This window comes from Fluviicola sp., from assembly GCF_039596395.1.
GTDB lineage: Bacteria > Bacteroidota > Bacteroidia > Flavobacteriales_D > Crocinitomicaceae > Fluviicola.
Genome location: NZ_JBCNJT010000001.1, coordinates 871,188 through 884,105 on the forward strand (window position 1 = coordinate 871,188; position 12,918 = coordinate 884,105).

12 protein-coding genes are annotated in these 12,918 nt (G+C 43.4%); 10 read left to right on the plus strand and 2 right to left on the minus strand.

Annotation, left to right across the window (positions count from 1 at the left end; genetic code table 11):
* The 6 genes from ABDW02_RS03595 to ABDW02_RS03620 all read left to right on the plus strand — a co-directional run bounded on the left by ABDW02_RS03595 (position 1) and on the right by ABDW02_RS03620 (position 5,889).
* Positions 1-1,203 (plus strand): MBOAT family O-acyltransferase, encoded by a 1,203-nt coding sequence (locus ABDW02_RS03595; RefSeq protein ID WP_343632164.1) that lies wholly within the window; start codon positions 1-3, stop codon positions 1,201-1,203.
* 3 nt (positions 1,204-1,206) lie between these two features.
* Positions 1,207-2,688, plus strand: a complete 1,482-nt coding sequence (locus ABDW02_RS03600; RefSeq protein WP_343632166.1) for an AMP-binding protein — start codon at positions 1,207-1,209, stop codon at positions 2,686-2,688.
* Positions 2,689-2,766: 78 nt separating this feature from the next.
* Positions 2,767-3,411 carry a DUF4290 domain-containing protein gene (locus ABDW02_RS03605; protein ID WP_343632168.1) on the plus strand — a complete coding sequence of 215 codons (645 nt, stop codon included), beginning with the start codon at positions 2,767-2,769 and terminating at the stop codon, positions 3,409-3,411.
* Positions 3,412-3,413: 2 nt separating this feature from the next.
* On the plus strand, positions 3,414-4,721 hold the full coding sequence (gene murA / locus ABDW02_RS03610; protein WP_343632170.1) for a UDP-N-acetylglucosamine 1-carboxyvinyltransferase: 1,308 nt from the start codon (positions 3,414-3,416) through the stop codon (positions 4,719-4,721).
* Between the two features lie 6 nt (positions 4,722-4,727).
* Positions 4,728-5,246: a TlpA disulfide reductase family protein gene (locus ABDW02_RS03615; RefSeq protein ID WP_343632172.1), complete on the plus strand. Its 519-nt coding sequence runs from the start codon at positions 4,728-4,730 to the stop codon at positions 5,244-5,246.
* 154 nt (positions 5,247-5,400) lie between these two features.
* A complete protein-coding gene (locus ABDW02_RS03620; RefSeq protein ID WP_343632174.1) occupies positions 5,401-5,889 on the plus strand; it encodes a methionine-R-sulfoxide reductase in 489 nt (162 codons plus the stop codon).
* Between the two features lie 268 nt (positions 5,890-6,157).
* On the opposite strand, the gene ABDW02_RS03625 is transcribed toward ABDW02_RS03620, so the two are convergent.
* Positions 6,158-7,054 (minus strand): LysM peptidoglycan-binding domain-containing protein, encoded by an 897-nt coding sequence (locus tag ABDW02_RS03625; protein WP_343632176.1) that lies wholly within the window; start codon positions 7,052-7,054, stop codon positions 6,158-6,160.
* A 191-nt stretch (positions 7,055-7,245) separates the two neighbouring features.
* Between ABDW02_RS03625 and prmC the strand changes: the two genes are divergently transcribed.
* From prmC to ligA, 4 genes are all read left to right on the plus strand, one after another.
* On the plus strand, positions 7,246-8,112 hold the full coding sequence (gene prmC / locus ABDW02_RS03630) for a peptide chain release factor N(5)-glutamine methyltransferase (protein WP_343632178.1): 867 nt from the start codon (positions 7,246-7,248) through the stop codon (positions 8,110-8,112).
* A gap of 33 nt (positions 8,113-8,145) precedes the next feature.
* The gene (locus ABDW02_RS03635) at positions 8,146-8,577 is read left to right on the plus strand and encodes a (4Fe-4S)-binding protein (RefSeq protein WP_343632180.1); all 432 of its coding nucleotides are present in this window, start codon (positions 8,146-8,148) and stop codon (positions 8,575-8,577) included.
* A gap of 119 nt (positions 8,578-8,696) precedes the next feature.
* Positions 8,697-10,376: a pseudouridine synthase gene (locus ABDW02_RS03640; RefSeq protein WP_343632182.1), complete on the plus strand. Its 1,680-nt coding sequence runs from the start codon at positions 8,697-8,699 to the stop codon at positions 10,374-10,376.
* A gap of 118 nt (positions 10,377-10,494) precedes the next feature.
* Positions 10,495-12,507: an NAD-dependent DNA ligase LigA gene (gene ligA / locus ABDW02_RS03645; protein WP_343632184.1), complete on the plus strand. Its 2,013-nt coding sequence runs from the start codon at positions 10,495-10,497 to the stop codon at positions 12,505-12,507.
* A gap of 46 nt (positions 12,508-12,553) precedes the next feature.
* Here ligA and ABDW02_RS03650 read toward each other — a convergent pair whose 3' ends face one another.
* Positions 12,554-12,895, minus strand: a complete 342-nt coding sequence (locus ABDW02_RS03650; RefSeq protein ID WP_343632185.1) for a hypothetical protein — start codon at positions 12,893-12,895, stop codon at positions 12,554-12,556.
* Positions 12,896-12,918: the final 23 nt, after the last annotated feature.

Genomic DNA, 12,918 nt, shown 5'->3' on the forward strand with positions numbered 1-12,918 from the left:
ATGGGAAAACTGAACCAAATGCTGCCGTTTACGGAGTCCGGTTTTTTCTACTTTCTCTTATTGGGAGTGGCCTTGCTGGTAATTTGTAAAGGGTTGTTTTCCCGGAAACTGAAATATGCATATGTATTGGCAGTGATTAGTTTGGCCTACATTATCCTGTATTTCACGAAGCCGGTCCAGATTTTGGGATTGATGACCTATTGTTACCTGATTTACCTGCTTTTTGCGCGTGTTTTGAAGTATTCCGGTTTATTGATTCCGGTCATCTTGCTTTCCTTGCCGATGATCTTTATGAAAACACTCAACATTCTTCCTACCGGAGAACCGGGAGCTTTACACACATTGGCAACCATTTTCCAGATTGCCGGGATTTCGTTCATGACCTTTAAAGTCATTCAGTTGTATATCGACGAAGGACAAAAAGAGGAACGCGTTTCCGTCCTGGACTTTTTCAATTTCACGGCTTTCGTCCCGACTTTACTGATTGGCCCAATTGACCGTTTCGGGCGATTCAAACAAAACGTGGATAACGGATACGAATCCATGACTTCCGAATTGTTCCTGGATGGATTGAATGACCTGGTTCGCGGACTGTTGTACAAGTTTATCATTGCCCACGGAATCCTGGTTTTGGTATTGAACCAATTGGAGAATAACGGAACAGTGCTTTTCCACCTAACAAATATGTATTCATACCTGTTCTATTTGTTCTTTGATTTTGCCGGTTATTCGCTGCTGGCCATCGGTTTCGGTAAAATGATGGGAATCCGGGTTCCGATCAACTTCAACAAGCCTTTCCTGGCTGTAAACCCGAAAGATTTCTGGAAACGCTGGCATGCCACACTCGGAGACTGGCTGAACGATTACTTCTTCAAGCCGATCTTCAAGGAATTGACCACCAAAAAGAAATTCAAACCGATCCAGAGACAGAATTTAGCCTTGTTCCTCACTTTTACCCTCATGGGATTCTGGAACGGGTTCGAATTGCACTTTATCCTGAGCGGTATGCTCTTCGGACTTTTTTCTATCACGCATAATTACTATGTTTATCGGTGTAAAAAAGAGGGGAGGGATGTGTTTTTCGGGAAATTGTCGCCCAAAGCCGTTCAGTTCATTTCTATTTTCCTGATGTTTAATTCGGTAGCTTTTGCCATTTATGTCTTCAGTGGTAAGATCAGCTACCTGTTTGATAAAATATTCTAAACGATGAGGTTTTGCTTTGATTCCAGGCAATTTACAGATCAGCATACAGATTCCGGAAAACTGGCCGTTGTTGGCGAGAACGGAGAAATTACATGGGCGGAATTCGAGTCGCGCGTAGCGAATTTTTGTACGTTTTTCAAAAGCAAAGGCTGGGATAAACTGGAATTCCCGGTAATCCTTTACGGCCATAAGCAGGTCGAAATGATCGTGGCGGTTTACGGATTAATGCAACTGCAGGTTCCTTACATTCCTGCTGATGTGATTTACCCGAAAAACCGCGTGGAGTCGATCAAACAGATCTCAAAAACGAACCTGATCATTAATTGTTCGGACGAAGAACTGGATTTCAGCGACGTTTCGATCCTGTCGTTCCGGAACAATACGCTTGAAATTTTGCAGGAAGCAGAAATGATACTTGCGGCGGAAAAACCGGCAGATCCGTTGGTTTACCTAATTTTCACATCCGGAAGTACCGGAGAACCGAAAGGAGTGCAGATCAGTACGGAGGCCGTTCGCGATTTTACCCAGTGGATGCGCGAGGATTTCGGGTTTCAGCCGCACGATGTTTTCATCAATATTGCCGTTTTGAGTTTTGACCTTTCGGTGTACGAACTGATGTCTTTCGGGGCGATCGGGGCAACGCTTTTACTGAATTCCAAAACTGTATCCGAAAACCCGGATCTGTTGATGGACAGGATCCAAAAATACCAGGGGTCCATTTGGGTTTCAACACCATCGTTTTCCTTTATTTATTCCCGCATCGATGAGGTAAGCCGCCTGGAAAGCATCCGGTATTTCCTGTTTTGCGGAGAATTACTTCCGCACAGCCTGGCAAAAACATTGGTGGAAAAGTTCCCGAAAGCAATTGTTTACAATACCTACGGACCAACTGAAGCAACGGTTGCCACAACCATGATCCGGATCGATGAAGCCGTTTTGGAAAAACACCCGGTTTTACCGGTGGGAAAATCCAAGCCGAGAAGCCGAATAGTAATCGACCGGGATGAAATTGTGATCGTAGGAAAGAATGTTTCACTCGGATATTTGAACCGTCCGGACCTGAATGTAGAGAAATTCATCACCATAGATGACGAAAGAGCCTTTAAAACAGGAGATCAGGGATACCTGGAAGACGATGTGTTGTTTTTCAAAGGCAGAAATGACGACCAGGTGAAGCTGCACGGTTTCCGGATCGAATTGAATGAAATTACTTCCGTTCTCAACGATTTGAGCTTTGTGTTGCAAGCCGAAACGATTCCTTTGAAGCGAAACGGGGAAGTGAAGAAAATTGTGAGCCTGGTCCAATTAAAAAGCGGGTTGGAAGAACACACGGATTGGAAAGCGGAAATACTGGAAGGATTGAACAGGAAACTGCCTTATTACATGATTCCTTCCGACTTTAAATTCATTGATAAAATGCCTCTGAACCAGAATGGTAAGGCCGATAAAAAAATGCTGGAGCAGATCTATCTTGCAAAAAGCTGAAACGAATGTGTAAGTTGAATATCCATCGAAAGGATATATCGATTTAAAACCTTATTTTTGAACTTTCGAAGAAAATTTATGGAATACAACACCACGAGACCGAAGTTATTACTTCCGGAGTATGGTAGAAACGTACAAGAAATGATTTCTCACGCGATGGAAATCGCAGATCGCGACGAACGCAACAAAGCAGCCAGAGCAATTATTGAAGTCATGGGACAATTGAATCCGCATTTACGTGACGTAGATGATTTCAGACACAAGTTATGGACACATTTGTTCGTGATGTCTGACTTCAAACTGGAGGTCGATTCTCCTTATGAAATTCCAAAGCCGGAAACATTGACAAGCAAGCCGGAACAAATGACCTATCCGAAAGGACGGATCAAGTACGGACATTACGGGAAATACACACAGGAAATCCTGAAAGATGCAAAAAACATGACGGAAGCCGATGAGCGTGATTATTTGAAGATCACCATGGCTAATTTCATGAAAAAGCAGTACTTGGCTTACAACAATGATGCGGTGGAAAATCACGTGATCGCCAATCAGTTGAGAGACCTTTCGCAAGGCGAATTGATCCTGGAAAACCCGGATGAATTGATGAATACCAACCTGATCCTGAAATCGTTCGGAATTCAACCGAATAAACGCCCGAAGAAGAATCAGAAAAATCAAAAAAACTTTAAAGGAAAAAACCAAAATCGTAATAAGAATTAAGTATGTCGTCTTTTGAAATTTACGGAGGAAAGAAGCTAAAAGGAGAATTGACGGTACAAGGTGCAAAGAATGAAGCTCTACAGGTTTTATGTGCGCCTTTGCTGACCGCTGAAAAAGTGACTATTTCAAATATTCCGGATATCGTGGATGTGAACAAGTTGATTGACTTGTTGCAAACGATGGGAGTGAAGATTGAGAAAGTAGAGCGCGGTACTTATATTTTCCAGGCAAAAGATATTGATCTGGCTTACCTGGAAACCGAAGATTTCAAAAAAAGAGCGGCATCTCTTAGAGGTTCCATTATGATCGTTGGGCCTTTATTGGCCCGTTTCGGGAAAGGATTTATTCCAAAACCGGGAGGTGACAAGATTGGTCGCCGTAGACTGGATACGCATTTCGAAGGATTTGCCTTGCTGGGTGCGAAATTCAATTACGATGCAGGCGAGCATTTTTACTCGATCGAAGCAAAGAAATTAAAAGGAACATACATCCATTTGGATGAAGCTTCCGTAACCGGAACTGCAAACGTGATCATGGCGGCGGTTTTGGCTGAAGGAACGACCACATTCTATAACGCAGCTTGTGAGCCTTACATTCAGCAATTGTGTAAAATGCTGAATTCCATGGGAGCAAAGATTTCCGGTATCAGTTCCAACTTGCTGACAATCGAAGGGGTAAAGGAATTGGGAGGTTGTTACCACCGCATTTTGCCGGATATGATCGAAATCGGAAGTTTTATCGGTTTGGCGGCAATGACGCAGTCGGAAATTACCATCAAGGATGTAAGCTGGGAAAACCTGGGCGTTATTCCGAATACGTTCAGAAGATTGGGAATCAAACTGGAGCGGAGAGGAGACGATATCTACATTCCGGCTCAGGAATCTTATGAGATCGATACCTTCATCGACGGGTCTATTCTGACCATTTACGATGCACCATGGCCGGGATTCACCCCGGATTTATTGTCGATCATCCTGGTGGTGGCAACGCAGGCAAAAGGAAGTGTATTGATCCACCAGAAAATGTTTGAATCCCGTTTGTTCTTCACGGATAAACTGATCGATATGGGAGCACAGATCATTTTGTGTGACCCGCATCGCGCAACCGTTATCGGATTGGGAAGACAGCATAAATTACGGGGAATCCAAATGACATCCCCGGATATCCGTGCAGGAGTTTCCCTGTTGATCGCAGCACTTTCGGCAGAAGGAAAAAGTGTTATTCACAATATTGAACAAATTGACAGAGGTTACCAGGATATCGATATTCGTTTGAGAAACCTGGGAGCTGATATTCGTCGTGTAAATTAAGGCTTTATGAAAAATTCAATCATCATTCTTTCTACCTTGTTATTCGTAGCACTGGGTTCATCGTCTTTCAAAGCATTGAAACCTATGCCAGGTATTGGTACAAAAGCACCTGAAATCGCTTTAACTGGCGTTGACGGAAAAGTGGTAAAGCTGTCTTCCCTGAAAGGAAAGATGGTATTAATTGACTTTTGGGCTTCCTGGTGCGGACCATGCAGAAAAGAAAACCCGAATGTGGTAGAAGCGTATGGAAAATACAAGAACACGAAATTCAAGAATGCCAAAGGATTTGAAGTGTTTTCGGTTTCCCTGGACCGCGATGAAACAAAATGGAAAGAAGCGATCAAAGCAGATGGCCTGATTTGGAAAAGCCACGTTTGGGACAAGGCAAATGAAGCCGGAAAAGCATACAACGTTCAATTCATTCCGAGTGCTTTCCTGATTGACGGTGAAGGGAAAATCGTAGCGTCAGGAGAGGCTCTAAGAGGATTGGGCTTGCATGTGGAATTGGATAAGTGCAAGAAATAGTTTGTTCGGACCTGATACGCTCTGAAAAATACAAATAGACATCCATCTATTTAGTCAGTAGTAGCGCGCCTTTTTTGATTTTTTTAACTACCGCTTCCCTGGTTTTTCAAATCCAAATCTGTTAAGTTTACGTAACTGTTCAAAACGATTGAAGATGAAAAACTATTTAATTATTTGCAGCTTGTTTGTCGGATTGACAGCTTGTTCCCAGGAGCAAACCAAAACCAATTCGCCTTCCCCGAAAAAAGAAACAAAATACAATAAGTTAACCCCGCAGGAGGAAAGTGTTATTCTTTTTAAGAACACAGATCGCGCTTTTACCGGGGATTATTACCAAAAGACGGATAAAGGAGTTTACATCTGTAAGCAGTGTAACAATCCGCTCTATAAATCAGACGATAAATTTGAATCTCATTGCGGCTGGCCAAGTTTCGATGACGAAATTGACGGTTCCGTAATCCGCGTTCCCGATGCAGACGGAATGCGTACAGAGATCATTTGTGCTAATTGCAAGGGACATTTGGGACATGTTTTCACCGGAGAAGGGTTTACGGATAAAGATACCCGTCATTGTGTGAACACCAGTTCCATTCAGTTCTATCCTTCCAAAGATTTGGACAAACTTCCGAAAGTGATTAAGTAAGAGAAAGTAAGCTTTCTATTCCGCCGTCATTGACGAAATAAATTGAAATTAAATAAAAGGCCTTCTGTTTGCGGAAGGCTTTTTAGTGTTCGAATAATTTCATCACTCCTGCGCAAATTAGCAAATTTGCCAGTTTGCCAAATAGCAAACCGAATTTTTAAAGGGGTGTAGCGCGTTTAAGGAATTTTTCACCGAATTACGGCACGAAATCAAAGCAGCTTGTCTGAAGCGAAAATCGGCCATCCATAATGGTATTCACAATCCGTAATTAATTCGGAATTTTCAGCGTCTGACCAACACGGATCAAATAAGAACGCAAATGATTGGCATTTTTAATTCGTGTCGGAGTCGTATGGAACTTCACGGCAATTTGTGAAAGCGTATCGCCCGATTTAACCGTGTAACGCTTGTAATGCGCAGCCGGAACCGAAGGTTTGGCAGCAACCAGTAAAGATGCTCCCGATTCTGTCTCTTTTTGTACCACTTCTGCAAGCGTTACAGAATTCCCGATTTGCGGATCGTAATATTTATAAAAATGCTGCTGAATGTTTATTGCATGCGTTACCGTATCGATCTTAGCTCCGTCCCAGGTATAGCATTGCAGAACGTTATCATTAAATTCCAATACTTTCACAGGATTCAATGCGGTGTGTAAGCGGTGCATGCGCGGACATTGTTTTTGAACGGCAGGTAATCCGCCACCGGCAGAACCACGGCTGTCGACGCTCATGTAGCATCTTCCGTCAAGACTTGGCCCCACTACAGCAGTCCAGTATACCGTCAAAGTAGAAGGATCGATTTGAATGTATAACTTCTTCAGATCGGAATTAAAGCCTCTGCTGCGCACTTCTGCTAATCCGGCATTGATCTTGTCGTTTAAAAATCCTCCGAATCCGTCCATTCTTCTGCGATTAAAAGAATGTAAAGCGTCATACACATATCGCTGGCCCATGGCAGTATACGAATCCGAAACCAGGAAATCATTTTCTGCAAGCTGAATCGTATCCGGATTGAATTTCTGGAAAACAGGAACCTGCAAGATCTTTTTAATAGGAACAACCGCCATCGAGTCTGGTTTTTCAACCTCCGGTTCCGTGTCGGATTGCGCGTAAAGCGTTTGACTACTAACCAGAATACTTAAAAAAATGAATTTGATCCCCCTCACGATTGTTGTTTATTTCTATTTAACGCACCTAAATTTAACACGTTACATTGGAATTTTAAAATAAAATTCGATGAATAGCCCGATAAACAGGGTTAGAATGTGAAATAACAACTCCATTTATACAGGCTTCACAACAGCTGAATATAGCAGTATAACTGTGATGCAGCCGTAATTTTAATTAATTTCGGTCTATGGTACGGGATCTCAAAGAAATTACTGCGATTTGGGCTGAAAAGCTGGAGAAATACTATTCGGAACGTGAAATCCGGAACCTGCTGCTGATAGTTTTGGAGGATTCTTTGGGGTTTAACCGGTCTGAATTATTGGTTTCCCGGGAAATAGAACTTGCGGAAAAGCAGGAGGAGGAACTGGAACAAATTTTAGTCAGGCTTCAAACCGGAGAACCTGTTCAATATGTGATAGGTTTCACGTATTTCGATGATCTGAAGATTGGCGTAGCTCCCGGAGTGCTGATTCCTCGTCCGGAAACGGAGGAATTGGTGTCCTGGATCGCAGAAACTATTTCCGGCAGGGAAAATCCGGAAATAGAAGATTGGTGTACCGGATCAGGATGCATTGCGTTGGCATTGAAAAACCGGAAACCGGGTGCACGGGTAAAAGGAACGGATATTTCTCCCGAAGCATTGCAGATCGCTAAAAACAATGCGAAAGAACTGGAACTCGAAGTCGAATTCGAACTGCGAAATGCCCTGAAAGCTGAGAAAACAACGGGAGTTGATCTGATTGTTTCAAACCCGCCCTATATTCCCTGGCAGGAAAAAGAGCAAATGCACCAAAATGTAACGGAATTCGAACCGGATTTGGCGCTTTTTGTCCCAAATGAAGATCCGTTATTGTTTTACCGGTCTCTGGCTGAATATGCCGCGAAAAGTCTCAATGATAAAGGATATTTGTTCTTTGAGCTGCATGAGAATTACGGGCAGGAAACCAAAACGATGGTGGAGGAATTGGGTTTTAGCGCGGTAGAAATCCGCAAAGACCTGCAAGGCAAGGATCGCATGCTGAAAGCTCAATGGCTGGTTGACCGTATCGAATGATTTTGTATCTTCAACCTTACTTTTAGATACATCATGTCAGATAAACCGATAATCAAAGAATATTCCAACGAAGAAATTACTGTCATCTGGAAGCCGGAAAGTTGCATCCATTCTACTGTTTGCTGGAAACAGGCAACCGGATTGCCGGACGTTTTTCAACCTTCTACCAAGCCCTGGATTAAACTGGAAGGCGGCACCACTGCAGAAATTATCAAACAAGTCGACAAGTGCCCGAGCGGAGCATTGAGTTACCGGATGAAAAACGAACAAAAAGAAGTTGTTCAGTCAAATGTGGTGGAAACGTTACCAAACGGCCCGCTATTGGTTTACGGAAGTATTACGGTAAAACATCACGGTTCGGAAGAGTTGAAAGAAAGCAAGGTAACTGCCTTTTGCCGTTGTGGAGCGTCTTCCAATAAACCTTATTGCGACGGAACACACGTGCAAATCAATTTCTCGGATTGAGAAGGTTTAAATGTTGAAAATGTTCAATAACTATTGAACCCTTTTGAACTCATGGAACCTTTGAACATTATTTTGAACAATTCACTTATTCAGGCTAACTTTGCACTCCAGTAAAGAAAATGTCCGAAAACAAGTTTATTCCTTTCAAATCAGACGTATCAGCAATTCCGCGTCCTGAAAAATTTACATTCCCGTTTTATTACGATCCGCACGAACTGGCTGTCAGAGCAATGGACCAGGTTCAGGATTACCTGCAAACCCAAACCGAATGGACACACAATTTCGGATTGGATGATGCACAGCAAGGATTGGTGATCGGGAAAATGTTTGGGGTGTTGGTGGTTGAAAACAAACAAGGTGAATTAGGCTTTTTAGCTGCGTTTTCCGGAAAGCTGGCCGATTCCAATGAATTCGATTATTTCGTTCCGCCTGTTTTTGACTTGCTCGATTCAAAAGGGTTCTTCCGGAAAGAAGAAGTCATTATCAATAACGTGACCCTTGAAATTGAACGCCTGGAAAACGAAGAAACATACCTGCATGCAAAGACAAACCTCGCATTAGAAACAGTAGCTTACCAGGCAGAATTACAGAAGTATAAAAAGGAAATCAAGGAAGCAAAAGCCCGGCGAAAACAGCTGCGCGAACAGGCAAGTAATTTGAATGCAACCGAATTGGAAACTTTGCTGGAAGATTTGAGGAAACAATCCATTCGCGAGCAATACTTCCTGAAAGACTTTACGGATTCCGGGAAGAAAAAGATCGCAGCTTTAACTGAAGTGGTCGATTCGTTTGAAAATCAGTTGAATGAATTGCGCGAAAAGCGTAAAAACATGTCAAACACCCTGCAAGGCGAAATTTTCGATTCGTATTACTTTTTGAATGCTAAAAAAGAGCGAAGAAGCCTGCAGAGCATTTTTCAAAATACCATCGACCATAAACCACCTGCAGGAGCAGGAGAATGTGCTGCTCCGAAATTGCTACAATATGCTTTTGAAAATGACCTGAAACCTGTTTGCCTGGGCGAATTTTGGTGGGGAGCTTCTCCGAAGTCGGAAGTGCGCGTACACAAGCAGGTTTATCCGGCTTGCCGCGGAAAATGCGAACCGATTCTGGGGCACATGCTTCAGGGAATTGAAACGGACGAAAACCCGATGCTTCAGAATCCGGCGGAAAACAAAGAACTGGAAATTGTTTTCGAAGATGATTACCTGGTAATTGTCAATAAACCGGCGGAATTTCTTTCGGTGCCCGGTAAAAACATCGAAGATTCGGTGTATACCCGCATGAAGGAAAGATATCCGCTTGCTACCGGCCCGTTAATTGTGCACCGGTTGGATATGTCCACTTCCGGGATTTTGGTACTTGCCAAAGAGAAGAAAGTACACATGCATTTGCAGAAACAATTCATCAAACGCAACGTACAAAAACGCTATGTAGCACTTTTGGACGGAAAGGTGGAAGGAGATTCGGGAACTATCGATTTGCCGCTGCGTGTGGACCTGGATGACAGGCCGCGCCAATTGGTTTGTTACGAACACGGCAAGCGTGCCGTTACCAAATGGGAAGTCGTAGAACGAAGAAACAACCAAACTCTGATCTATTTTTACCCGATAACCGGAAGAACGCATCAGCTGCGCGTTCATTCGGCACATGTACTGGGATTAAACGCACCGATAATCGGAGACGACCTGTACGGAAGCAAAGAATCGCGTCTTCACCTGCATGCGCAGTTCCTGCAATTCACGCATCCGGTTACAAAAGAAGCTGTTAAGATCAAAGTCGACGCAGAGTTTGCATAGCCCTTCAATCTTCACACTCAAACTCGTACTGATTTTTTTGGTTGATTGCCCATAATTCACAATTCGGCATACGGAATTCCTAATTATTCCACTATTTTTGATTACCCAAATTCTTAGTATGAATCCAACGGAAGCGCAACAACGAATCGAACAGTTAAGCAAAGAGCTGACACAGCATAATTACAACTATTATGTAGAAAGTAATCCGACTATTTCCGATTACGAATTCGATATGCTTCTGAAAGAACTCCAGGACCTGGAAAGCGAATTCCCGCAATTCGCTTCCGATCTGAGTCCTACCAAACGGGTTGGTGGAGATATTACCAAGAAATTTGAGACGGTTGTACACAAATTTCCGATGCTTTCCCTGTCGAATTCCTATTCCGAGGAAGAAATCATTGATTGGGAACAACGCCTGAAGAAACTGGCAAGCGGGCCGATCGAATATGTGTGCGAATTGAAATACGACGGAGTAGCAATCGGGATCCGTTATGTAAACGGGAAGTTTGCACGTGCGGTAACGCGCGGTGACGGGACACAAGGCGAAGACATTTCGGCAAACGTGAAAACGATCCGCACGGTCCCTTTAACACTGAGAGGAGATTTCCCGGATGATTTCGAAGTGCGCGGAGAGATCTTTTTCCCGCGTAAAAATTTTGAAGCCATGAACCGGCAGCGGGAAGAATTGGGGGAACCGGTTTTCGCGAATCCGCGGAACTCTGCTTCCGGAACCTTGAAATCCCAGGATTCGAAAGTAGTTGCCGAAAGAGGATTGGATTGCTATTTATACGGAGTTTACGGAGACGACCTGAATATGGAATCACATTTGGAAAGTGTAGAGAAAGCACATGAATGGGGATTCAAAACCCCGCAGGTGAAGGACCGTTACATTCAAAAAACTTCCAGCATTGAAGGAATTATGGAGTTTATCCATTATTGGGATAAAGAGCGCTATAATCTTCCTTTCGATATCGATGGAATTGTGATCAAGGTCAATAATTACGACCAGCAGGCAGACTTGGGCTTTACGGCAAAATCACCGCGTTGGGCAATCGCCTATAAATTCAAAGCGGAACGTGTTTCCACCCGGTTGGAAGAAGTGACTTACCAGGTCGGAAGAACAGGAGCAATTACGCCCGTAGCGAATCTGACGCCTGTTTTGCTGGGCGGAACGGTAGTAAAAAGAGCTTCTTTGCACAATGCAGATCAGATCGAAAAACTGGATTTGTATCTGGAAGATGAGGTTTTTGTTGAGAAAGGAGGAGAGATCATCCCGAAAATTGTGGGAGTGAATACCGAATCCCGTCAACCGACAGCAGAGAAAGTCATCTTTATTGAGCATTGTCCGGAATGTGGTTCTGAATTGCACCGCAGGGAAGGAGAAGCACAGCATTACTGTTTGAATGACCTTGTTTGTCCGCCGCAGGTGAAAGGCCGTATGGAGCATTTTATCTCCCGGAAAGCAATGAATATTGACGGGCTGGGTGCAGAAACAATCGACTTGCTGTATAAAAAAGGATTGGCAACAAGCGTTGCGGATCTGTACGATTTGACCTTTGACCAGGTGGTGAACCTGGATCGCATGGCAGATAAATCTGCGAATAACCTGATTATTGGGATCAGAAACTCCAAAGAAGTTCCGTTTGAACGCGTATTGTTTGCGTTGGGAATTCGCTTTGTAGGAGAAACCGTGGCGAAAAAACTGGCTTTTGCTTTGAAGAACATCGACGCTATTGCAAAAGCAACTTATGATGAATTGATTGCAGTAGATGAAATCGGGGAGAAGATCGCTATTGCGGTTCAGCAGTTCTTCCAGGATCCGCGCGCAATTCAGACGATTGATCGTTTAAAGGCAGCCGGAATACAGTTCGAAGTAGAAGAAGTGGCACTGGATTCCAACGAACTGGAAGGAAAAACATTCGTGGTTTCAGGTGTGTTCTCCAAATTCAGCCGCGACGAGATCAAAGACCTGATCGAAAAGAACGGTGGAAAGAATGTGGGCTCCATTTCTGCAAAAACGAGTTATGTATTGGCCGGAGATAATATGGGACCTGCAAAACTGGAAAAAGCAAGTTCTTTGGGTATTCCGATTATCTCGGAAGACGATTTCCTGGCGATGATTTCAAATTGAGAAATTTAAACCACATAGGATAGGAACATAGGTCAGCAGTTTAATTTCAGTCTAAGAAATCAGCAACCAGGCGCATCCATTTTTCGGTGACCTGATCCGGTTTAATCCGTTTCAGTTCTTCTGCATTGAACAGAACCTGTTTCGCATCCCATTCCAACCTTCCTTCTGCAAAAGTGCGGGTTTGGCTTTCTTCCGAAGAAACCATCGATTGAAAAGTCAAAACCGAAATCTTATCTTCATTCTGTTTCTCATTCTCATTCTGAATCAAAAGCCACTTATAAATCAGGCCCTTATCTTCTGACTGAATATCCGTTCGCTTAATCTCGGTAATGATTTTTTCATCGTTTTCAAACCAGAAAAGCACTTTGAATGGAAATGGATTTATCATAAGGCAAAATTAGTGGAATTACG

Excerpts from the sequence above, each read along its gene's own strand:
- ABDW02_RS03595 (WP_343632164.1), top strand. The coding sequence starts at position 1 with ATGGGAAAACTGAACCAAATGCTGCCGTTTACGGAGTCCGGTTTTTTC.
- ABDW02_RS03600 (WP_343632166.1), top strand. The coding sequence starts at position 1,207 with ATGAGGTTTTGCTTTGATTCCAGGCAATTTACAGATCAGCATACAGAT.
- ABDW02_RS03605 (WP_343632168.1), top strand. The coding sequence starts at position 2,767 with ATGGAATACAACACCACGAGACCGAAGTTATTACTTCCGGAGTATGGT.
- murA (WP_343632170.1), top strand. The coding sequence starts at position 3,414 with ATGTCGTCTTTTGAAATTTACGGAGGAAAGAAGCTAAAAGGAGAATTG.
- ABDW02_RS03615 (WP_343632172.1), top strand. The coding sequence starts at position 4,728 with ATGAAAAATTCAATCATCATTCTTTCTACCTTGTTATTCGTAGCACTG.
- ABDW02_RS03620 (WP_343632174.1), top strand. The coding sequence starts at position 5,401 with ATGAAAAACTATTTAATTATTTGCAGCTTGTTTGTCGGATTGACAGCT.
- prmC (WP_343632178.1), top strand. The coding sequence starts at position 7,246 with ATGGTACGGGATCTCAAAGAAATTACTGCGATTTGGGCTGAAAAGCTG.
- ABDW02_RS03635 (WP_343632180.1), top strand. The coding sequence starts at position 8,146 with ATGTCAGATAAACCGATAATCAAAGAATATTCCAACGAAGAAATTACT.
- ABDW02_RS03640 (WP_343632182.1), top strand. The coding sequence starts at position 8,697 with ATGTCCGAAAACAAGTTTATTCCTTTCAAATCAGACGTATCAGCAATT.
- ligA (WP_343632184.1), top strand. The coding sequence starts at position 10,495 with ATGAATCCAACGGAAGCGCAACAACGAATCGAACAGTTAAGCAAAGAG.
- ABDW02_RS03650 (WP_343632185.1), bottom strand. The coding sequence starts at position 12,895 with ATGATAAATCCATTTCCATTCAAAGTGCTTTTCTGGTTTGAAAACGAT.